Annotated in this window: 14 protein-coding genes and 1 pseudogene; 12 read left to right on the top strand and 3 right to left on the bottom strand. The window is 71.5% G+C overall.

The window, feature by feature from the left end:
• The first annotated feature begins 99 nt into the window (after positions 1-99).
• Positions 100-1,377, top strand: a complete 1,278-nt coding sequence (gene moeB, locus ACX80H_RS04380) for a molybdopterin-synthase adenylyltransferase MoeB (protein ID WP_459311300.1) — start codon at positions 100-102, stop codon at positions 1,375-1,377.
• Between the two features lie 95 nt (positions 1,378-1,472).
• On the opposite strand, the gene ACX80H_RS04375 is transcribed toward moeB, so the two are convergent.
• Positions 1,473-2,897: a glutamyl-tRNA reductase gene (locus ACX80H_RS04375; RefSeq protein ID WP_459311299.1), complete on the bottom strand. Its 1,425-nt coding sequence runs from the start codon at positions 2,895-2,897 to the stop codon at positions 1,473-1,475.
• A 183-nt stretch (positions 2,898-3,080) separates the two neighbouring features.
• On the opposite strand from ACX80H_RS04375, the gene hemE reads away from it, so the two are divergent.
• The 8 genes from hemE to hemL all read left to right on the top strand — a co-directional run bounded on the left by hemE (position 3,081) and on the right by hemL (position 11,879).
• Positions 3,081-4,142 (top strand): uroporphyrinogen decarboxylase, encoded by a 1,062-nt coding sequence (gene hemE, locus ACX80H_RS04370; protein ID WP_459311297.1) that lies wholly within the window; start codon positions 3,081-3,083, stop codon positions 4,140-4,142.
• Positions 4,143-4,144: 2 nt separating this feature from the next.
• Entirely contained in the window at positions 4,145-5,731 is a 1,587-nt protein-coding gene (hemG, locus tag ACX80H_RS04365) for a protoporphyrinogen oxidase (RefSeq protein ID WP_459311295.1), read from the top strand.
• A 72-nt stretch (positions 5,732-5,803) separates the two neighbouring features.
• Positions 5,804-6,520 (top strand): hydrogen peroxide-dependent heme synthase, encoded by a 717-nt coding sequence (hemQ, locus tag ACX80H_RS04360; protein ID WP_459311293.1) that lies wholly within the window; start codon positions 5,804-5,806, stop codon positions 6,518-6,520.
• Positions 6,517-7,722, top strand: a complete 1,206-nt coding sequence (locus ACX80H_RS04355) for a ferrochelatase (RefSeq protein WP_459311292.1) — start codon at positions 6,517-6,519, stop codon at positions 7,720-7,722. The genes hemQ and ACX80H_RS04355 overlap by 4 nt, the downstream gene beginning before the upstream one ends.
• The gene (gene hemC, locus ACX80H_RS04350) at positions 7,722-8,669 is read left to right on the top strand and encodes a hydroxymethylbilane synthase (protein WP_459311290.1); all 948 of its coding nucleotides are present in this window, start codon (positions 7,722-7,724) and stop codon (positions 8,667-8,669) included. The genes ACX80H_RS04355 and hemC overlap by 1 nt, the downstream gene beginning before the upstream one ends.
• A gap of 7 nt (positions 8,670-8,676) precedes the next feature.
• Positions 8,677-9,543 (top strand): uroporphyrinogen-III synthase, encoded by an 867-nt coding sequence (locus tag ACX80H_RS04345; protein ID WP_459311288.1) that lies wholly within the window; start codon positions 8,677-8,679, stop codon positions 9,541-9,543.
• Positions 9,540-10,526 (top strand): porphobilinogen synthase, encoded by a 987-nt coding sequence (hemB, locus tag ACX80H_RS04340; RefSeq protein WP_459311286.1) that lies wholly within the window; start codon positions 9,540-9,542, stop codon positions 10,524-10,526. The genes ACX80H_RS04345 and hemB overlap by 4 nt, the downstream gene beginning before the upstream one ends.
• Before the next feature lie 27 nt (positions 10,527-10,553).
• Positions 10,554-11,879 carry a glutamate-1-semialdehyde 2,1-aminomutase gene (hemL, locus tag ACX80H_RS04335; RefSeq protein ID WP_459311284.1) on the top strand — a complete coding sequence of 442 codons (1,326 nt, stop codon included), beginning with the start codon at positions 10,554-10,556 and terminating at the stop codon, positions 11,877-11,879.
• Here hemL and ACX80H_RS04330 read toward each other — a convergent pair.
• On the bottom strand, positions 11,876-12,721 hold the full coding sequence (locus ACX80H_RS04330; RefSeq protein WP_459311282.1) for a 3'-5' exonuclease: 846 nt from the start codon (positions 12,719-12,721) through the stop codon (positions 11,876-11,878). The two genes, hemL and ACX80H_RS04330, sit on opposite strands and share 4 nt — an antisense overlap.
• A 75-nt stretch (positions 12,722-12,796) precedes the next feature.
• Here ACX80H_RS04330 and ACX80H_RS04325 point away from each other — a divergent pair, with 75 nt between their 5' ends.
• From ACX80H_RS04325 to ACX80H_RS04315, 3 genes are read left to right on the top strand one after another with little or no spacing between them, the layout of a single operon-like run.
• Positions 12,797-13,297 (top strand): MGMT family protein, encoded by a 501-nt coding sequence (locus ACX80H_RS04325; RefSeq protein WP_459311280.1) that lies wholly within the window; start codon positions 12,797-12,799, stop codon positions 13,295-13,297.
• A gap of 57 nt (positions 13,298-13,354) precedes the next feature.
• Positions 13,355-16,642, top strand: coding sequence for an ATP-dependent helicase (locus tag ACX80H_RS04320; protein WP_459311279.1), 3,288 nt, complete (start codon positions 13,355-13,357; stop codon positions 16,640-16,642).
• Positions 16,642-20,079, top strand: coding sequence for an ATP-dependent helicase (locus tag ACX80H_RS04315; RefSeq protein ID WP_459311277.1), 3,438 nt, complete (start codon positions 16,642-16,644; stop codon positions 20,077-20,079). Before ACX80H_RS04320 ends, ACX80H_RS04315 begins: the two co-directional genes overlap by 1 nt.
• 687 nt (positions 20,080-20,766) lie before the next feature.
• Here the strand turns inward: ACX80H_RS04315 and ACX80H_RS04310 are convergent.
• Positions 20,767-21,669: pseudogene (locus ACX80H_RS04310) on the bottom strand (phosphotransferase); the annotation flags it as partial.
• Between the last annotated feature and the right edge of the window lie 52 nt (positions 21,670-21,721).

The following is a 21,721-nucleotide window of genomic DNA, read 5'->3' as shown; positions in this document are numbered from 1 at the left end:
GCGACTGCGGCGGCCACTGCGGGCGGCCACCGGCGACGCCGGGCGGGCTCGCGGGGCCCTGCGCTGGCCCGGCCGCTGTCCTGCGGAATACCCTTGGGCATGACTGCTTTCCCGTCCTCGCCGGCCCCAGCGGATGCGCCGGCGGGCCGCTCCGCCACGGAGAGCCCCGAGGCTCCGCCGTCGTCGCTGTCGGCGTCGGGCGGATTGCCGCCGCTCGTGGGCGCGAGCGGCACCCTGACCCAGGACGAGACGCTGCGGTACTCGCGGCACCTCATCATCCCCGGTTTCGGCGTCGACGCGCAGCTGCGGCTCCGGAATGCGCGTGTACTCGTGATCGGCGCAGGCGGGCTCGGTTCGCCGGCGCTGCTCTACCTCGCGGCTGCGGGAGTGGGCACGCTCGGCATCGTGGACGACGACGACGTCGAGCTCTCGAACCTGCAGCGCCAGGTGATCCACGGCATGCCGGACCTCGGTCGGTCGAAGGCCGAGTCGGCGCGGGACAGCATCCTGGAGCTCAATCCGCTGGTCGAGGTGATCCTGCACCAGGAACGGCTCGACCGGTCGAACGCGCTGGCGCTGTTCGGCGGGTACGACCTGATCATCGACGGCACGGACAACTTCGCCACGCGCTACCTCGTGAACGACGCCGCGGCGATCCTCGGCAAGCCCTACGTGTGGGGTTCCATCCTCCGCTTCGACGGGCAGGTCAGTGTCTTCTGGCAGGACCGCGGCCCCACCTACCGCGACCTCTACCCGGAGGCGCCGCCGCCCGGATCCGTGCCATCCTGCGCGGAGGGCGGGGTGCTCGGTGTCCTGTGCGCGCAGATCGGGTCCGTCATGGTCAACGAGGCGATCAAACTGATCACCGGAGTGGGGACCACGCTGCTCGGCAGGGTGCTGGTGTTCAACGCGCTGGACATGAGCTGGCGGGAGTTGCGGGTGCGGCCGGATCCGACGGCCTCCCGGATCACCGAGCTCATCGACTACGAGCAGTTCTGCGGCATGCCCGCCGCCGGCCCGGCGGACACGGGCACGGCCCAGGAGCCGGTCCCGACCGTGTCGGTGGACGAGCTCGCGGGGCTCCTCGCGGCACGGTCGGTCGGGGAGGCCGACTTCGACCTGCTGGATGTCCGCAACCCCGAGGAGTACGCGATCGTGAGCATCGACGGCGCGGTGCTGGTCCCGAAGAACACCATCCTCGACGGTGACGCGGCGGTCGACAGCACCCGGACGGTCCTCGTCCACTGCAAGTCGGGTGTCCGCTCCGCCGACGTCGTCCGGTTCCTCCGCGCGCAGGGCCACCCGGACGTGCGGTCCGTGGACGGCGGGATTCTCGAGTGGGTGCGCAGGATCGAACCGGGGAAACTGACCTACTAGTCCCGTCCCCGTCCCGTCGTGCAGGGCGCTCCAGCCCTGGGGACTCCAGCCATGGGAACTGCGGGGGGACTGCGGGGGAGGTGCAGGGCGGGCGGCTAGGCGCTCTCGGCGGGCCGTTCGTGGTCCACGGGACATGCGGCGCCATCGGTGTGCGCGTGGACATGCGGGTGGGAGGAGGGTCCGGCGGCCAGGACGACGGCGTCGGACCTGACGGCCGACCCTGAACCGGTTGCTGCTGCAGACTGCTCCGCGGGTACCTTCCCGGCGGGTGCGACGTCGATCCCGTACAGGGCCTCGAGGGCTGCGGTGTAGTCGTCCTGGCGTCCCTCGGCGGCGAGCTCGCGTGCCCGGACGGTCGGCACGTGCAGGAGCTGGCGGACCATGCGCCGCAGGGCGAACTCGACTTCCTCGGCAGCGGCGGTGCACCCGTGCTGTGCCCGGACGCGTTCCATCTCGGAGTCGAGGACGGCCTGGGTGTGCCGGCGCAGCGCGACGATCGCCGCGTTCATGGCGCGGGTGTTCTGCTGCTCCTGGAAGGAACGCGCGGCCTCCCGCACCAGGTCGCTCGCCTGGGTGAGCGCATCGGCCTGTTCCTCGGGGGCGGCGGCCCGGACGGATTCGAGGGTGATGAGCTCCACGCCCGCGAGCGTCCCGACGGCGGGGTCGAAGTCGTGGCTGAGGGCGAGGTCGATGATGACGAGCGGGCGGTTGCTGCCGGTGCGGATGCGTTCGATGTCCGCGGCGTCGATGCGTGCGTCGCTCCCGCTGCAGCCGATGACCACATCGGCGCGTCGCATGGCGCCGGGCAGGTCCGCGGCGGCCACCGCTGTCCCGCCGCGGGTCGCCACGAAGGCCTCGGCGCGTCCCGAGGAGGAGAACACCGAGATGTCCGTGCAGCCCCTCTCCCTGAGGGCGGCCATCGTCGCGCCCGCGTAGGCTCCGGTGCCGAACACGACCACGGTCTTGGCCGACCAGTCGGCGTCCTCGGAGATGTCCCCGGCCAGTTCCAGGGCCACGGAGACGATCGAGCGGCCCCGACTGCCGAGCGCCGTCTGGGCTCCGACGTCCTTGGCGGTCTTCGATGCGGCCTGGAAGAGTCGTACGAGGCCGCCGCTGGCAGCGCCGGAGCCCTGGGCGTCGATGAGTGCGCGGCGGACCTGGCCGGCGATCTCGCGTTCGCCGATCACGGCGGAGTCGAGTCCGGCGCCGACGGCGAACAGGTGCTCCGCGACGTCCTGGCCGGTGTGTGTCTCGAAGGACGAGGACACCGACTGCTCGGGGATACCGGAGTACTCGCTGATGGTCGAGACGATCGCGGACCGGGCGGCCTCCACGTCGTCGTCGGAGGGGGCCTCGGCGTAGATCTCGAAGCGGTTGCACGTTGCCAGGACGACGGCGCCGGAGACGGCCCTGTCGTCGGCGAGCACGGCGGAAGGGACCTGGGGCGCCCCGACGCTGAGTCGGGCGACCGTTTCCAGGTCCACGTTCGAGTGTGTCGCTACAAGTGAAAGAAGTACCACAACCCTGCAATCATACCGAGAACAGGGCCTCGCCACTGGACAGGCAATCCTTACCAGGGCTTGCAATCCCCGGATTCCTGCGGGATTCTGCCCCTCCATCGCAGAGGTGATGTTAGCCACGCGCATGGGCGGGCGCCGGCCCCCGGTTAACCATCCGCAGCGATCTTCGGCAGAATCGGCGGTATGGACCTTGGAGCAACGCACCCGCTGGTCGACGGACGCACGTCCGGCTCGGCACTCATCTCCGCCTACCGGGGGCAGACCCCGCGCCGGCGCCCTGTGTGGTTCATGCGGCAGGCGGGGCGGTCCCTCCCTGAGTACCGTGCGCTCCGCGAGGGCACCAACATGCTCGAGTCATGCCTGGATCCGGAGATGGCGTCCGAGATCACCCTCCAGCCGGTGCGCCGGCACGACGTCGACGCCGGCATCTTCTTCTCCGACATCGTGATCCCGCTCAAGCTCGCCGGCGTCGATGTGGACATCGTCCCGGGCGTGGGCCCCGTCCTCGGCGCGCCCATCCGTTCCGCGGCCGACGTCGCCGCCCTTCCCACGCTGACGGACGAGGCGCTCGAACCCATCCGCCAGGCCGTCGCACTCACCGTCGCCCAGCTCGGCTCCACGCCACTGATCGGGTTCGCCGGCGCACCGTTCACCCTGGCCGCCTACATGGTCGAGGGCAGGCCGTCACGCGACCACCTCGGCCCCCGCACCATGATGCATGCCGACCCCGAGACCTGGCGCGCCCTCACCGACTGGGCGGCGGACGCCTCCGGCATGTTCCTCCGCGCGCAGCTGGAGGCCGGCGCCAGTGCGGCACAGCTGTTCGACTCCTGGGCCGGCTCGCTGGGACTGGCCGACTACCGCCGCCACGTGGCGCCGGCATCGCGCCGCGCACTGGACCACGTCCGCGGGTTCGGCGCACCCCTGATCCACTTCGGCACCGGCACCTCCGAACTGCTCGTGGCCATGCACGAGGTGGGGGTGGACGTGATCGGCGTCGACTACCGCCTGCCCCTCGACGAGGCCAGCCGTCGCCTCGGAGGCCGCGTGCCGCTCCAGGGCAACATCGACCCGGCGCTGCTGACCGCTCCCTGGCCCGTCCTGGAACAGCACGTCCGGGACGTGCTCGCCGCCGGCGCATCGGCTCCGGGGCACGTGGTGAACCTCGGCCACGGCGTACCGCCGGACACGGATCCCGCGGTCCTCACCCGCGTCGTCGAGCTCATCCACTCGGTGGAGCCGTAGGCATGACGAAGGGCACCGGGAGCGAGGGCCTGCAGGCGGAACAGCACGGGGACGCCGGGGCTCCGGAGCGGACCGGGCGCCGCACCGCGGTGGTGGTCGGCGGGGGCATCGGGGGCCTGGTCGCCGCGCGGACGCTCCTGCAGCGGGGGGTCTCCGTCACCGTGCTCGAGCGATCCGGCCGATTCGGTGGCACGGTGGACGGACGCATGCTCGGGGGCCTGCAGCTCGACAGCGGCGCCGAGTCCTTCTCGACGCGGTCCGCCACCGTCCCGGCGCTCGCGGACGAACTGGGGCTGGGCGGCCGCATCGTGTCTCCCGACGCCAGCGGTGCCTGGGTGCAGCTCCCCGGGAAGGACCTCGGGGCATCCGCGCAGCCACTGCCCACGTCGGGCGTGCTCGGCATCCCCGCAGACCCCTCAGATCCGGGGACCCTTGCCGTGATCGGCCGCGCCGGAGCCCTGCGGGCATCCCTCGACCGGGTCCTGCCGGTGGGGCCCCTAGCGACCCGCAGCAAGGTCAGCCTCGGTGAACTGGTCCGGACCCGCATGGGGGACGAGGTCCTCAACCGGCTCGTGGCGCCCGTCGCGGGTGGTGTCTTCTCCGCGGACCCCGACGACCTCGACGTCGATTCCGTCGCGCCCGGCCTGCGTGCCACCATGGCACGTCTCGGGTCGCTGGGGGCGGCAGCCGGGGCGCTCCGGAAGGCGGCTCCGGCCGGTGCCGCGGTCGGCGGCCTCGTCGGAGGCATGGCCCAGCTCCGGGACGCCCTCGTGCAGGAGCTCCGCGCGAGCGGCGCCGACCTGCGCACCGGCGAACAGGTCACGGCGATATCGTCCTCCGGCGGGGGCTGGACCGTGACGACGGAGCACTCGACGCTGACGCGGCACATCCGGGCGGACGGCGTCCTCGTCGCCACCGAGGGCCGGGCCGCCGTCGACCTCCTCGCCCCGGTCATCCCCGCCATCGCCACGGAGCGGCCCGACCCGGTACCCGGGGTCGCGCTCGTCACCCTGATCGTCGACGTGCCGGAACTCGACGCCCGTCCCCGGGGCACCGGCGTCCTCGTGGCCCGCGGCGTCCAGGGTGTCGCCGCCAAGGCCCTGACCCACGCCACCGCCAAGTGGGCGTGGCTGCGCGACCAGGCCGGCCCGGGCTCGCACGTCCTGCGCCTGTCGTTCGGTCGGGTGGGGGACACCCCTGCCGACGTCGGACTGGCCACGCCCGACGATGTCCTCTACCGGCACGCGCTCGCCGACGCCTCGACCCTCCTCGGCGTCCCCATCCGCGACGCGGACGTGCTCGACTGGGACGTGGTGCGCTGGGCCGGGGCACTGCCCCACGCCTCCGTCGGCCACCGGGAGCGGGTCGGCCGGATCCGGGCGCTCGTCGCCGGCCGGTCGGCGGCCCTCGCGGTGACCGGCGGATGGCTCGCCGGCACGGGCCTGGTGTCCGTCATCGACGATGCCCGTGCGCGCGCAGCGGCCCTCGCCGACGCCCTCGCCGACGTGTCCGTCGAGACCTCCGTCGAGACCCCCGTCGAGACCCCCGCCGAGACCCCCGCAGGGGACGGACCCGCCGGGCAGGTGTGACGTTCATCTCTTCTACGCCCTGTAGAAGTGGAGGATTTCGGTTCGCCTCCGGGCAGGGGGCAAACTAGTGCCATGACTGAGCTCACCGGTAGCAAACCCGCCCACGCTCCTCAGCAGACCGGAGAGGGCGCCGAAGCCCCCGGTGAGCTGTTCTACACACTCTGGACCGTCTTCAAGCGGGGAACCGCGCCGGCGGAGTCCGGTACCGCGCTCGACGACGTCGTCGCATCCTTTGCCGAGGACGGTGTCGTGCTCCGCGGCTTCTACGACGTCTCGGCCATGCGGGCCGACGCCGACGTCCTGGTCTGGCTGCACGGGCCCCGCCCCGAGGATCTCCAGTCGGCGGTCCGCGCCTTGCGCCGGACCGCGCTGTTCGCCGGCACCACCATGGTCTGGTCGGCCATGGGCGTCCACCGCGACGCCGAGTTCTCCAAGTCCCACAGCCCGGCGTTCTCCCGCGGAGTGGCCCCCGCCGAGTGGGTCTGCGTCTACCCGTTCGTCCGGTCCTACGACTGGTACATCCTCCCGATGGAGGAGCGCCGCGAGATGCTCACGGATCACGGCATGAAGGGTCGCAAGTACCCGCAGGTCATCTCCAACACGGTCTCCTCCTTCGCCCTGAACGACTACGAATGGATCCTCGCGCTCGAGGCTCCCGAACTCGTGGACCTCGTGGACCTCATGCGCTACCTCCGGGAGACCGAGGCGCGCCGCCACGTCCGCGAGGAAGTCCCCTTCTACACCGGCCGGCGGATCGCCGCCGCCGAGATCGCCGAGGTGCTGCGATGACCGCGCATACATTCGACCCCCTCGAGGGAGTGGACGAGTCCGGCCGGATGGCGCCGAAGGCGTACGACGCCATCGTGCTCGCCTCCTTCGGTGGACCCGAGGGGCAGGACGACGTCATCCCCTTCCTGCGCAACGTCACCCGAGGTCGGGGCATCCCCGACGAGCGCCTCGAGGCCGTCTCGCACCACTACCGTGCCTTCGGCGGCGTGAGCCCCATCAACGGGCAGAACCGGGCGCTCCGGGCAGCCATGGAGGCCGAACTGCGCCGCCGCGGTATCGACCTGCCGGTCTACTGGGGCAACCGCAACTGGGAGCCCTTCATCGCCGACACCCTGCAGGAGGCGTACGACGCCGGGCACCGCAAGGTGCTGGCCGTCACCACGAGTGCCTACTCCTGCTATTCGAGCTGCCGCCAGTACCGTGAGGACCTCGGTATGGCGCTCGTGAAGACCGGGCTCGAAGGCCGGCTCGAGGTGGACAAGGTCCGCCAGTACTTCGACCACCCGGGCTTCGTCGAGCCGTTCGTCGAGGGCGTGACCGAGGGCCTCGCCAGGGTCCGCGCCGGTCTGGCCGGGCAGGGCACGCCGGACGCCCCCGTCCACATCATGTTCTCCACCCACTCGATCCCGATGGGCGACGCCGAGGCCGCGGGACCGCGGAACGGCGAGGGCGGCCCTGTCCACGAGGAGGGCGCCTACGTGGCGCAGCACCTCGCGACGGCGCAGGCCGTACTCGACAGGATCCCGGACGCCGCGGGCGTCGAATGGTCCCTCGTGTACCAGTCCCGGTCCGGCGCACCGCACATCCCGTGGCTCGAACCGGACATCAGCGATGCGCTCCGCGACCGCTACGAGGACGGCACGCGCGGCGTCGTCATCGTCCCGCTCGGATTCGTCTCCGACCACATGGAGGTGGCCTGGGACCTCGACACGGAGGCGATGGAGACCTGCGGCGAACTCGGTATCGTCGCGGACCGCGTCCCTACCCCCGGTACCCACCGGAAGTTCGTCGAGGGCCTGGTCGACCTCATCCTCGAGCGCACCATCGACAACAACATCGCCGACCGCCCGGCCGCCACGGCCCTCGGTCCCTGGTACGACGTCTGCCGGCCGAACTGCTGCGCCAACCGGCGCGGCGAGAAGCCGACGATCGCGGCCGTCGATTCGACCGTGGGGACGCCGCTTCCCAACCCGGAGATGTGATGGCTGCAGGTATCCGGGTCGGAACGCGGGGCAGTGCCCTCGCGATGACGCAGACGACGACGGTGGCGAAGAAGGTCTCCGGCCTCGCAGACCTTCCCTACGAACTCGTGCGGGTCCGGACCGAGGGTGACGTCCTGAAGGGATCCCTCTCGCAGATCGGTGGCACCGGCGTCTTCGTCGCAGCCCTCCGCGATGCCCTGCTCGAGGAGCGGTGCGACATCGCCGTGCACTCGCTCAAGGACCTCCCCACCCTTCCGGCACCCGGGCTCACCGTGGCTGCGGTGCCCGAGCGTGAGGATGTCCGGGACGCCCTGTGCGCACGGGACGGGCTCACGCTGGCCACCCTTCCCGACGGGGCCCGCGTGGGTACCGGGTCGCCGCGTCGCGCCGCGCAGCTCCGCGCCGCACGGCCGGGGCTCGACGTCGTCGACATCCGCGGGAACGTGGACACACGGCTGGGGCGCGTCGCCGGACTCGTCCCCGGGGCGCCGGGGGACCTCGACGCCGTCGTCCTCGCCGCGGCGGGACTGCGGCGGCTGGGACGCGACGACGCCATCACCGAGCTGATCGACACCGACGTCATGCTGCCCGCGGCCGGGCAGGGCGCCCTCGCCGTCGAATGCCGCGAGACCGAGGCGACGCCGCGGGTACGCGAAGCCCTCGCTGCCTACGACCACCTGCCGACACGACTGGCGGTAACCGCGGAACGCGCGGTCCTGCTGCAGCTCGAGGCCGGGTGTGCAGCGCCGATCGGAGCCCTCGCGCACCTGCGGGGTGACGAACTCGCACTCGAGGCCGTGGTCTGCAGCCCGGACGGCCGCTCGATCCTCCGGAGAACACGCTCCGCTCCGGCCACGGACGCCGTCGCCGCCGCGCAGCTGGGGCTCTACCTCGCCGAGGACCTGCTCGCCGCAGGTGCTGCCGACATCGCGCCGCTGAACAGCTAGCGAGCGCGTGGCGAAGGATCGGGACACGGTGATCGTCCTCCGGCATCCCGCGCGGGCCGTCCGCATCGCCGCCGCACTCTCCGCAGCAGGTATGGCGACCTACGCACTGCCCCTGACGGACACCGAGCTGCCCGCCGACGTGGACGCCGTGGCCGCCGAACTGGGGGCCCTCGGCAGGGGCGAGTACCAGTGGCTCGTGGTGACCAGCGGCAATGCCGTCCAGGCCCTCGGCATGGTCGCCGCTTCCCGTGGCACAGCGCTCGCCGACCTGGTCCGCTCCGGACGGGTGCGCGTCGCCGCCGTCGGTTCCACCACCGCGCGCCTGCTCGCGGACGCCGGCATCCCGGTGCAGCTGGTGCCCCAGGCCGCCTCGGCAGCCGGTCTCCTGCGGGGATTCCCGCGCGGGGACGGCGCCGTGCTCGTCCCGCAGGCCGATCTCGCTCCCGACGACCTTCGCGCAGGCCTCGCCGACCGCGGGTGGGCCGTCAGGAGGGTCGAGGCATACCGCACCGTGCCCTATCCCGGATTTCCGGGGCGACGTGTCCCCGGCGTGGAGGAGTCCGGAGCGAGGCCTCCGCTGATGACCTGGACGGAGCTCGCGGCACTTGCAGCGGCCGGAGTCCAGCCGGCCGTCGTGTTCACCGCACCGAGCGCCGTCCGGCAGTTTCATGAAAGGCTGGACGCCGGGCCGCTGGACTTCCTTCCGGTCGCCATCGGACGCACGACGGCCGCTGCCCTGCGGACGCAGGGATGGGAGCCGGAAGCGACGGCAGCGGACCCGACACCGGAGGGGATCGCCCTCGCCGTCGGCGAAGCCTTCTCGCGGCACCGACCCGGACCCGCACCCGCACCACTGAACGGAGATCAGCCATGAGTTTCCCCCAGCACCGGCCACGGAGGCTGCGTTCGACACCTGCCCTGCGGCGCATGGTGGCCGAGTACCGGGTCCATCCGTCCGAGCTCATCCTGCCGGCGTTCATCCGGGAGGGCCTCAGCGAGCCCTCGCCCATCCTGTCCATGCCGGGCGTCGTGCAGCACACGACGGACTCGCTGAAGCGGGCGGCAGCGGAGGCGGTCGAGCGCGGGGTCGGCGGCATCATGCTCTTCGGCATCCCGGAACGCCGGGACGCGACCGGCAGCGCCGGCATCGACCCCGACGGCGTCCTCAACAGGGCCATCGCCGACGTCCGCGCCGAAGTGGGGGACTCGCTCGTCGTGATGAGCGATGTCTGCCTCGACGAGTTCACCGACCACGGCCACTGCGGGGTGCTGGCGGACGACGGGTCCGTGGACAACGACGCGACACTGGCGCTCTATGCGCAGATGGCCGTCGAGCAGGCGAGGGCCGGCGCCCACGTCCTGGGACCGTCCGGCATGATGGACGGCCAGGTCGCCGTCATCCGGCAGGCGCTGGACGGAGCCGGGTACCAGGACACGGTGGTGCTCGCCTACGCCGCGAAGTACGCCTCGGCCTTCTACGGACCGTTCCGGGAGGCCGTGGACTCACAGCTCACCGGCGACCGCCGGACCTACCAGATGGACGCGGCGAACCGCCGGGAGGCGATCCTCGAGGTGGAACTGGACATCGAGGAGGGCGCCGACATGGTGATGGTCAAGCCCGCGATGAGTTACCTGGACGTCCTGGCCGACGTGGCCGCCATGTCGCCCGTTCCTGTCGCGGCGTACCAGATCTCGGGGGAGTACGCGATGATCGAGGCCGCTGCCGCGAACGGGTGGATCGACCGGAGGCGTGCCATCGAGGAATCGGTCCTCGGCATCAAGCGCGCCGGTGCACAGATGATCCTCACCTACTGGGCCTCGGAGCTTGCGCCCTGGCTCGGCGAGACCAACCACTAGAACCAGAACTGCAGCTAAGGGACCACCATGACCACCTCTGAGAACCTGTACGAACGCGCACGCGCCCTCATGCCCGGCGGCGTCAACTCGCCGGTGCGTGCCTTCGGCTCGGTCGGCGGGACTCCCCGCTTCCTCGTCGACGCCCACGGAGCGTACGTCACCGATGCCGACGGCCAGGAGTACGTCGACCTCGTCTGCTCATGGGGACCCGCCCTGCTCGGCCACTCCCACCCCGACGTGATCGCGGCCGTCCACCGCGCCGTCGACCACGGGCTCACCTTCGGCGCCTCGACGCCCGCCGAGGCGGACCTGGCGCAGCTCGTGAAGGAGCGGGTGCCCGCCGTCGAACTCCTCCGCATGGTCTCCACCGGCACCGAGGCGACCATGACGGCGGTTCGACTGGCCCGCGGCTTCACCTCACGCAACCTCATCGTGAAGTTCGCCGGCTGCTACCACGGGCACGTGGACAGCCTTCTCGCGTCGGCCGGATCGGGCGTCGCGACCCTGGCGCTGCCCGGATCCGCCGGGGTCACGGAGGCCACGACCGCGGAGACCCTGGTGCTGCCCTACAACGACGTCGAAGCCGTCGAGGAGGCCTTCCGCGCGCACGGCGAGCACATCGCCGCCGTCATCACGGAGGCCGCTCCCGCCAACATGGGCGTGGTGACGCCGGCGCCCGGGTTCAACGCCTTCCTGAGCCGCATCACCTCCGAACACGGCGCCCTGTTCATCGTGGACGAGGTCATGACCGGCTTCCGAACGCACGCGGGCGGGTACTGGAAACTCACCGGCGGCGCCGACGACGCGGAGCACCCCTGGACACCGGACCTGCTGACCTTCGGCAAGGTCATCGGCGGCGGTATCCCGGCGGCCGCGCTCGGTGGCCGCGCAGACGTCATGAACTACCTCGCACCGATCGGACCCGTCTACCAGGCGGGCACCCTGTCGGGCAACCCGCTCGCCATGGCCGCAGGCGTCGCCACCCTCACCGCAGCCACGGACGAGGTCTACCGCCACGTCGATGCACGCTCGCTCGAGGTCAGTGAGGCGCTGTCCGCCGAACTCTCCAGGGCCGGCGTCGACCATTCCATCCAGCGGGCAGGGAACCTCTTCAGCGTCGCGTTCGGCACCGCGGAGCACGGCGTGCGGAACTACGCCGACGCGCAGGGCCAGGAGGCCTTCCGCTACGGGCCGTTCTTCCACTCCATGCTCGACTCCGGCGTCTACCTGCCGCCGTCGGTGTACGAGGCGTGGTTCCTCTCGGCAGCGCACGACGACGCCGCGATGGAGCGCGTCCACGCGGCGCTTCCGGCTGCGGCGCAGGCAGCAGCGGCAGCGGTACCGGTCGACTAGGCGGGTCGGGCAGCGGGCACGGCCGTCGTGGCGGCCGGGGCCGGCTCGCCCTGCGGCGCGCCACAGGATGCGCTGAGCGGCTCGCTGCCGGACTCGCTGACGCATCCACGGACTGGGCCGACGGGTTCACTGCCGGATCCACTGACCGGCTGGATGGCGGGTTCGATGACCGGCCAGGCACGCTCGATGACGGCGTCGGGTTCCGTCCTCCGGAGGTACTCCTCGAAGCTCGCCGCCTGTCGGTCCGCCCAGACGACCAGCGACGCATGCAGGTCCGCGGCGGGCCGCCGCAGGAACGCGTACTGCTCCGCGAGGACCCGCCCTACCTGCAGCGTCGCGAGCACGTCCGCGGCGGAGGTGTGGGCGTGCTCGAAGCGGATGCCGTAGTGCTCACAGAGCGCGGTCAGCGTCCGCTTGCCGCGCCGGTAGCGGTCCGCCTGCTTGTCCATGATGAACGGGTCGACGACGGGCGACGGCCGGGGTGTCTCGACGCCGTGGCGCCGGCCCTCCTGCGCGAGCACCGTGAAGTCGTACCGGGCGTTGTAGGCGAGCACGGGCACGCCGGCCGTGAAGAGCCTCGCGAGGACCGCCGAGATGCCGTGGACCACGTCGACGGCGGGCAGCCCGTGGGTTCGCGCGTGCTCCGTGGTGATGCCATGGATGGCGGCGGCGCCGTCCGGGATCCCGATACCCGGATCGGCCAGCCATTCGTGGTGTTCCAGTACCTCGCCGTCACCGTCGACGAGGATGATGGTCGCGGTGACGATGCGCGCCGTCAGCGGATCACGTCCCGTCGTCTCCAGATCGAAGGCGGCGTGTGGACTCTCATGCCAGCTCTTCATGGCATCACGGTATCGGCAGGGTCCGACCAATTGATGCCACCCCTCCGGCGCGTGCCGGCGGGCTAGGGTTGGCGCATGCATCCACGAGCCGTCGGACAGGGCCTGTTCCGCCAGGGCGCCGTCGCAGCGGATCCTGCGGGCGCCCCTGTCGTGAATCCGCACGCCGGTTCCGCTGTGCGCCCTGCAGGCGCCGGTCGCATCGATCCGGGGGCCTATGCCGAGGCCGTCCTGACCGTCGCGGAGCTGGTTCCCGAGGGCAGGGTCCTGACCTACGGTGACGTGGCGGAGCTCCTCGAATGCGGCGGACCGCGCCAGGTCGGACGGGCGCTGTCCCGGAGCACGCGGGACGTTCCCTGGTGGCGCATCCTGCGAGCCGGTGGTCATCCTCCCCGGGGGTTGGCACTGTCCGCCCGGCACCACTACGACGAGGAGGGGACTCCGCTGTCCCTGCCGTCGGGCTCGGGTGACCCGGGGGATTACCGGGTCGACCTGTCGGGCGCCCGGTGGTGGCCCGCTCCTGACGAACAGGGGCGGATCGCCGACGTCGGCGCGTCCCTCCGGCGCGCCGGACTGTAGCGCGGGACACCCGTTGCGTGTCCTTCGTTTGTCCGTGGGATGTGATGGGCTAGGTACATGACCAGCACTCTCCACGATGCTCCGCCGTCGCTCTCCGGCGACGTTCCGGGCGGGCCCCCCGATCCCTCGACGGGCTACCGGGCCGTCCTCGAATCGTTGGTGCACGTTCCGGGCCAGGTGCTGGTCCTCGGTGCTCCCGGGAGCGGGAAATCCTCCCTGCTCACGGACTTCGCGGTGCGCCGGATCGGGGCAGGGACCGTCGAGCCCGAAGGTCTGCTCCTCCTCGGCCCGACGCGTGCGGCGGCGACGCGGCTGCGCGACGAACTCACCGCGAAGCTCGACCGCAGCATCAGTACCGCTCCTGCCCGCACCTGGGCCTCCTACGCCTTCGACCTCATCCGACGGGCCAAGGCCGAAGGACGGACCCCCGGCATCACGCGCGCCCCGCGCCTGCTGTCGGGGGCGGAACAGGACCTCATCATCAAGGAACTCCTGTCCGGACATGGACGCGACGGTGCTCCCGGGCTCGAGTGGCCGGCGAGCCTGGCCCTCGCCCTGCCGACCCGGGGCTTCCGGCAGGAGATCCGTGATCTGTTCGACCGCGTGAGCGAGTACGGTGTGCCCGCCGACGACCTGGCGGCCTGGGGCGAGCGTTTCGACCGGCCGGACTGGGTAGCGGCAGCGGCGCTCTACCGTGAGTACCGCGACGTCCTCGATCTCCGCATGCCCGAGGCCTTCGATCCCGCCGGGATCCTCACGGCCGCGCGGGAGATCCTCGAGACCGACCGCGATTTCCTCGACCAGGAGCGGACACGCCTGCAACTCATCCTCGTGGACGACTACCAGGAGGCGAACCCCGCCGTCCACGCACTGCTGGGACTGATCGGAACAGGCAAGGACGTCGTCGTCACCTCCTGCCCCGACACGGTGGCGCAGGGCTTCCGCGGTGCCCGTCCCGAACTCACGGGGCGCCTGGACACCCTGTTCCGGCGTCGCGCACTCACGACGGTGACACTGCCCGCATCACTGACCCTGCAGGGCCGCCTGGCCGCGGCCTGGGGCAACGTCGCCGCCCGAATCGCGACCACGGGCGTGAGCACCGCCTACCGGTCGCAGCCGGATGGCGCGCTCGAGGGCACGGAGGGGGATCCGGCGCTGGGAGAGGCAACGGTGTCCGCCCACGTCCTCGACAGTGCCTTCCACGAGCAGCGTTTCATCACGCAGCGTGTACTCGAAGCGCATCTTTTCGGCGGGCGCAGCCTGGATGACATCGCCGTGATCGTGCGGAACGGTGCGCAGGTGTCCGCGGTCCAGCGCTTCCTGACAGCGCAGGGTATCGCCGTGAACGTGCCAGCCGCCGAGACCGCGATCCGCGAGGAACCGGCCGTCCGTCCGCTGCTGGACCTGTATGCGGTGGTCGTGGGACGAGCGGACCTGGATACCGAACTGTGTATCTCCCTGCTCACGTCACGGATCGGCGGTGCCGGCAGCCTCGAGCTCCGCCGCCTGCGCCAGATCCTGCGCCGCAACGAACTCCAGCAGGGTGGGGGCCGCACGAGTGACGAACTGCTGACGGCCCTGTTCGCCGCGCCCGACGAGATCGCCGCCCTGCCCTCCGAGGGTGCGCCCGTCCGGCGGCTCCACCGGATGCTGGAGGCCGGTAAGGCAGCCGTCGACGACCCCGGGAGCGACCCGGAGGCCGTCCTGTGGGCGCTCTGGTCCACATCCGGTCTGGCGCAGCAGTGGTCCGGGACAGCCCTGTCCGAGGGGCCGTCATCTGCCCGTGCGGATCGTGACCTCGACGCCATGATGGCCCTGTTCCACACGGCGGAGCGCTTCGTCGAGCAGATGCCGGGAGCGGACCCCGAGCTGTTCCTCGACTACATCCTCAGCCAGGACATCCCAATGGACACCCTCACCCAGCGCACCACGCGCCAGGCGTCGGTGTCGGTGCTCACGCCCGCGAGCGCCGCGGGCCGGCACTGGCCGCTGGTGATCGTCGCGGGAGTGCAGGACGGCGTCTGGCCGAACCTGAGACTGCGCGGCGAACTCCTCGGGTCGGGGGAGCTGCGGGCATTGCTCGACTTCGGCGAATCGTTCCGTAGCACCCGCGATCCCGTGTCGCTGCTGCAGGACATCCGTTTCGACGAGCTGCGCACGTTCTCCCTCGCGGTCTCCCGTGCCACCCAGGAGCTGGTGTGCTGCGCCGTCTCCTCCCAGGACGAGCAGCCCTCCCAGTTCCTCGACGTGCTCGACCCGCTGCCCGCCGGTACCGCCGAGAGGGCCCGCACCGAGGTGCTGCGCCCGGTGACGCTGCGCGCACTGGTGGCCGAGCTGCGCAAGTTCGCCCAGGACCCCTCCGCCGCTGCTGCGCTGTCCGGAGAGGCCGTGCGTCACCTCGGCCGCATGGCCTCGCTGGACCCGCCGGTGCCGGGAGCCCATCCTGCGCAGTGGTGGGGTGTCCTCGGCATGAGCAGCGACGAGCCCGTCGTCCCCGAGGACCAGCCCATCCCGGTGTCCCCGTCGAAGGTCGATTCCGTGCTCACCTCGCCCCTGAGCTGGTTCGTCTCCGCGGCAGGGGGAGAGCGGACCACCGATTTCGCCCGGTCGCTCGGCACCCTGGTTCACCAGATCGCGCAGGACATGCCGGAGGCCAGCGGCAACGAGTACGTCCGGGAACTCGAACGACGCTGGCCGCAGCTGGGCATCCGGGACACCTGGGAAGGCCAGGCCGACTTCCGACGCGCGGAGGGCATGGTCCGCAAGCTCGCCGCGTACGTGCTGTGGATGCGGCAGGCAGGGCGGACCCTGAAGGCCACGGAGGTCGACTTCTCCGTGGACCTCGACGTGCGCATCGACGGCGCGGAGAGGATCGCCCGGCTGCGCGGCCAGATCGACCGGCTCGAGCTCGATGCGGACGGCCGCTTCGTCGTCGTCGACCTGAAGACGGGGAAGAGCTCGCCCGTGGGAGCCGAGATCGCACGGCACCCGCAGCTTGCCGCCTACCAGACGGCCGTCGCCTCCGGCGCGCTCCTCGACGGGGCCGAGCCGGACGGCGGCGAGGCCGCGGCAGAAGCTGCGGAGAATGGCGGGCCGGCGGTGCCGGGAGGGGCGTCCCTGGTCCAGCTGGGTACCAAGTCCAAGGGCATCGCCGTGCAGGAGCAGCCGCCCGTCGGCCCGGAGGACACCTGGGCGAGGACCATGATCGAGGACGCCGCATCGCTCATGGCGGCCGCGACGTTCGACACGATCCACGACCCACGGCGCTCCGGATTCGGTGGAAGCGGCTGCCGCCTGCCCGAGATCTGTCCGTTGTGCGAAGAAGGCAAGCAGGTGACCCAGTAGTGGGCAACGTTCATCCGACCCCGACGTACTCCGCCCGCCGGCTGGCGGAACTGCTGCACACCGATCCGGATTCTCCCGTGCAGTACCCGACGGAGGACCAGGCCCGCGTCATCGAGGCGCCGCTGGAACCTCTCCTGGTGATCGCCGGAGCGGGTTCGGGCAAGACCAAGACCATGGCGGACAGGGTCGTCTGGCTCGTCGCCAACGGGCTCGTGCGGCCCGAGCAGATCCTGGGGGTCACGTTCACCCGCAAGGCCGCCGGCGAACTCGCATCGCGCGTCCGGCAGCGGCTGGCGCAGCTCTACGCCGCGCTGGGCGAGGACGACGCCGCTGCGTCGGGCGTCGATGCTCTGGACCGGCTCGACCCGGCCATCTCCACCTACCACTCCTTCGCGAACGGCATCGTCCAGGACTACGGCCTGCGCATCGGGGTCGAACGCGACTCCGTGATGCTCGGCACCGCCCAGTCCTGGCAACTGGCCTCTTCCGTCGTCGAAGCCTACGACGGCGAGTGGGAGCACTTCACCGCCGCGAAGAGCACCCTGGTGAAGGCGGTGCTCGACATGGCGGGCGAGTGTGCCGAGCACCTCGTCAGTCCGTCCACCGTGCGGGACGAACTCCGCCGCCATATCGAGTACGTCCTCGCCCAGCCCTACGTCGCGGGTTCCACCCGGGCCGCGGCCCAGAAGGTGCACGACCTGATCAACAAGCTGCGCACGCGCATCACCGTCACCGAACTCGCGGAACGCTACGCCGCCGCCAAGCTCGCCCGCCGCCAGCTCGATTTCGGCGACCTGGTGTCCCTGGCGGCGCGGATCGCCCGGGACATCCCCGAGGCGGGGGAGATGGAACGCGAGAAGTACAGGGTGGTGCTTCTCGACGAGTTCCAGGACACGTCGCACGCCCAGATGGTGCTGTTCTCCAGGCTGTTCGCCGACGGCCGGTCCGTCACCGCGGTGGGCGACCCGCACCAGTCGATCTACGGATTCCGCGGGGCCTCGGCAGGACAGCTCACCACGTTCCGGACCGCCTTCCCGCGCGTGACCGCTGAAGGGCGGGCGCCGTCCGACATAGCGCACCTCTCGGTCGCCTGGCGGAACTCGACGTCGATCCTCGAGGCCGCGAACGCGGTCTCGGCGCCCCTCAACGTACCGGCGCCGTGGCTCAGGAACACGGCGGTCCAGCAGGTCCCCGGACTGGTGGCGCGTCCGAAGGCCCCCCTCGGTGAGGTCCTGCTCGGGCGCTTCCTCACCGACGCCCCCGTGGCCGGAGACTCCCGCGAGGAGGGCACTCCGGCAGGGCGCGCCCCCTCGCTGAGTGAAGCCGAGGCGGTAGCGCGGGAGGTCCTGCGCCAGCGCCGGCGCAGTTTCGAGACCGACGACGACGGCACGCCCCTCCGACCGACCATGGCCGTTCTCTGCAGGGGGCGCAAGCAGTTCGACCCGATCCGGCGGGAACTGGAACGGGCCGGGGTCCCCGTGCAGGTGGTGGGTCTGGGCGGGCTGCTGCGCACACCGGAGATCGTCGACCTGCTGGCGACCCTGCGGGTGCTCGGCGACCCCGATCGGTCGGACTCGATGCTGAGGCTCCTCTCGGGGGCGCGCTGGCGGCTGGGAACGGCCGACCTGATGGCGCTGGGTGACTGGTCGAGGCAGCTCGCCCGCACACGGGAGGCCATGTTCCGGCGCGGCAGCGGAGCGGAGGAGGAGTTCGACGACGGCCAGAGCCGCGACGCCGTGGTGGCTCCCGACCTGGCCGAGGCGGGAAGCCTGGTCGAAGCCGTGGATTACCTGCCCCCGGTGGGCTGGGTCTCGTTCGCGGGCAGGACCCTCAGTGACACGGCACGCCGGCGCCTCGATGTGCTCCGGCACGAGCTGCGGAGTCTCCGGGGGTTCGTCGGGGACGACCTCGGCAGCATGATCGGGGAAGTGGAGCGCACCATCCTTTTGGACATCGAGGTGGCGGCGAAACCGGGCGTGGGCATCCACGAGGCACGCCGGAACCTCGACGCCTTCACGGAGGCCGTCGCGGGCTTCGTGTCCACAGCGGAGCGGGTGGATCTTCCGGCGTTCCTCGCCTGGCTCGAGGCGGCGGACCAGGAGGAGGACGGCCTGCCCGTGACGCAGCTCGAAGCGAGCAGGGACGCCGTGCAACTCCTGACCGTCCACGCCTCGAAGGGCCTGGAATGGGACGTGGTCTTCGTGCCGGGCCTCAACGACGGCTCGTTCCCGAGCGGCAAGGACTCCCGCTGGAGCAGCGGGGATTCGGCGATCCCCTGGCCGCTGCGGGGCGATGCTCCCGAGCTGCCGCAGTGGGACTGGGAACAGCAGGACCAGAAGGAGTGGCTCGCCAGCGAGAAGGACTTCACGGACGAAGCCCGCGCGCATGCGGAGCGGGAGGAGCGCAGACTGGGCTACGTCGCGTTCACGCGCGCCAAGCATGCGCTGGTCTGCACATCGTCGGCGTGGGGCGGCGGGCGGTCCCGGCCGTCGGGGCCCTCGTCCTACCTGCTGGAGCTCCTTGCCCTCGCGGAGTCGGGAACCGCTGGTTACACCATGCCGTACTGGCTCCCGGAGGACCACGAGGGCGACGCGAACCCGGCGAACGCCAGCCCCGAGAGGGCGACCTGGCCCTTCGATCCGCTCGGCTCCCGCCGGGGTCCGATGGAGCGCGCTGCACAGGCCGTCCTCGCGCAGGCCGCCGCGCCAACCGTGCAGGGCGACGACGTCGGCGTGGGTGCCGAGGTCGACGGTGACGAAGGGCGTTGGGGGCGGGAGGTCCGCCTCGCGCTGGCCCGGCAGGCACGCGAACGCGAACGGTTGCCGCTCACGCTGCCCTCACACATCTCGGCATCGACGCTCGTGGAACTGCGCGAGGACCCGGACGCGGTCATGCAGCAGCTGCGGCGGCCGCTTCCGCGCAGGCCGGGATCGGCGGCGCGCAAGGGCACCGCGTTCCACGCCTGGATCGAGGAGTTCTACGGAGCCGGAGGGATGCTCGACCTCGGCGAGTACCCGGGCGGCGCCGATGCGTACGTCGACGAGACGCTCGGGCTGAACGACATGGCCGCGATCTTCGAGCAGTCCGAATGGGCGCTGCGGGAACCGGCGGCGATCGAGGCCCCGATCGAGACGAAGATCGGCAGCATCGTCGTGCGCGGGCGGATCGATGCTGTCTTCCGGGATGCTGACGGCGGCTGGGACCTGATCGACTGGAAGACGGGCCGTCCTCCCGCTCCGGACCGGCGCGCTGCCAAGGCCGTTCAGCTGGCCGTCTACCGCCTGGCCTGGTCCCGGCTGAAGGACGTCCCGCTCGAGAAGGTGCGCGCAGCGTTCTTCTACGTGGCGGACAACCTGGTGGTGCGGCCCCACGACCTCGCCGACGCAGCGGAACTCGAGAGGATCATCGCCGCCGCCGACGCCGCGGCGACGTCCTGATCAGCTGCCGAAGGACACGATGGGCAGGGCCGTGGTCGCGGTGTCATCGGGCGAGCCCGCTCCGGCGTCGCTGCTCCTCAGCAGCGTGACCTTGGAGGACGAGCCTGCAGTCCGCTGGCGCCCGGCCGTAAGGCGCGCATAGGCGAGGGACGATCCCGACGGGGTTCCGCGGTCGTCGCCCCCGCGGCCCGAACGGTCGGAGTGGTCGGAGTGGTCAGCGGTGTGGCTGGCGGAGTGCTCGTCCGTGTGGTCGGCGTACTTGTCCGGGTGGGCCGTGGGGTGCAGTGACGGGTGGTCCGACAAGTGGTCCGACGAGTGGTCCGACGAGTGGTCCGACGAGTGGTCCGACGAGTGGCCGGCCGTACGGTGCGGCGCGTGGTCTGCGTCGGGATCGTAGGCCGAGCTGCCGGTCCTTCCGGGCTGGGCTCCGCCACGGCTGTCGATGTCCTCGTGCGGTGACACACCGAGGTCCTCGCCGCCGTCGCCCGAACGGTGCCCGGAGCCGCCGTCGATGGCGGTCCCGAATGCGGGGGAGGTATGGCCCGACACCTCGTAGGCTCCGGACCGCTCCTCCTGTCCCACGGGGTAGTGGTCGTCGGTCCCCAGCTCGTTGCCCCACTCGAGGCGCTCCTCGTGGGCCTGCCGTGCGCGCTCGGCGGCTTCGCGCTGTTCGTACTCGATCGACTCGACATCCTCCTCGAGGGTGGCGAGCATGTCCTCCGCCTCGTGGACCATTGCGGCGTCCTCGAGGGCGACCCCGCGCACGAGCCATTGCGCCAGCGCGAACTCGGCAGCGAGTGCGGCACGGCGGGACAGGTGGGGGTCCACGGCGGTCGTCCGTGCCTCGGTGTATGCCGCGTAGACCGCGTCGACGAAGGCGGTGTCCTCGGCGGCGGCGAGCCACGCGAAGTCCTCCGCGGGATCACCGATGCACAGGTCGGTCCAGCCGGTCACGGCGGACACCCGGCCGGCAGCAATCAGGAGGTGGTCCTCGTGCAGGTCGCCGTGCACCACCGTCGGGCTGAACCGCCACAGGGCGACGTCCTCGAGGGCATGCTCCCACCGGCGCAGCAGGATGGACGGGATCTTCCCGGTCGTGGCCGCCTGATCGAGTTCGTTCAACTTGCGCTGCCGGTACTCGTTCGCTTCGTAGCTGGGCAGGTCAGCGCGCTGCACCATGTCCTTCGGCAGCTCGTGGATCGCGGCCATGACGCGCCCGAGTTCCTGCGCCATCCGGCGTCCGCCGGCGGTGAGCCCTTCCAGGGGACGCGTGGTCCCGGTGAGATGGGAGTAGACGAAAGTGCTGAGCTCGCCCTGGCGCACACTTCCGGCCATGTGGGGGATCAGGAACGGCAGCTCCGCCTTGACCGCAGGCGTGAAGGCACGGAGGGCCTGCAGTTCGGTCTCGAGGCGCATGCTGGCCTCGGGGTGCCTGGGCGAGCGGACCCTCCACTGTTTCCCTGCGTCGTCGACCAGCAGTGCGGAGTCGAAGTCGGCTGCATCGTCGGGAGCGCCGGCGACGCCGGTCGGAGCCAGGCCAGGTACCGCGGCGCTGGCGATGGCAGCAAGTTCCATGGGTGTCCGTTTCACAAAGTCCACCGTAGGCCGTCCGCGCCCGGGCCACACCGTTCCGGCGCGGCGA

Source organism: Arthrobacter pasteuri, assembly GCF_054510955.1.
The sequence above is the reverse complement of the archived record's forward strand: the minus strand, read 5'-3'. Positions and strand labels throughout refer to the sequence as shown.

Excerpts from the sequence above, each read along its gene's own strand:
- moeB (WP_459311300.1), top strand. The coding sequence starts at position 100 with ATGACTGCTTTCCCGTCCTCGCCGGCCCCAGCGGATGCGCCGGCGGGC.
- hemE (WP_459311297.1), top strand. The coding sequence starts at position 3,081 with ATGGACCTTGGAGCAACGCACCCGCTGGTCGACGGACGCACGTCCGGC.
- hemG (WP_459311295.1), top strand. The coding sequence starts at position 4,145 with ATGACGAAGGGCACCGGGAGCGAGGGCCTGCAGGCGGAACAGCACGGG.
- hemQ (WP_459311293.1), top strand. The coding sequence starts at position 5,804 with ATGACTGAGCTCACCGGTAGCAAACCCGCCCACGCTCCTCAGCAGACC.
- ACX80H_RS04355 (WP_459311292.1), top strand. The coding sequence starts at position 6,517 with ATGACCGCGCATACATTCGACCCCCTCGAGGGAGTGGACGAGTCCGGC.
- hemC (WP_459311290.1), top strand. The coding sequence starts at position 7,722 with ATGGCTGCAGGTATCCGGGTCGGAACGCGGGGCAGTGCCCTCGCGATG.
- hemB (WP_459311286.1), top strand. The coding sequence starts at position 9,540 with ATGAGTTTCCCCCAGCACCGGCCACGGAGGCTGCGTTCGACACCTGCC.
- hemL (WP_459311284.1), top strand. The coding sequence starts at position 10,554 with ATGACCACCTCTGAGAACCTGTACGAACGCGCACGCGCCCTCATGCCC.
- ACX80H_RS04330 (WP_459311282.1), bottom strand. The coding sequence starts at position 12,721 with ATGAAGAGCTGGCATGAGAGTCCACACGCCGCCTTCGATCTGGAGACG.
- ACX80H_RS04325 (WP_459311280.1), top strand. The coding sequence starts at position 12,797 with ATGCATCCACGAGCCGTCGGACAGGGCCTGTTCCGCCAGGGCGCCGTC.
- ACX80H_RS04320 (WP_459311279.1), top strand. The coding sequence starts at position 13,355 with ATGACCAGCACTCTCCACGATGCTCCGCCGTCGCTCTCCGGCGACGTT.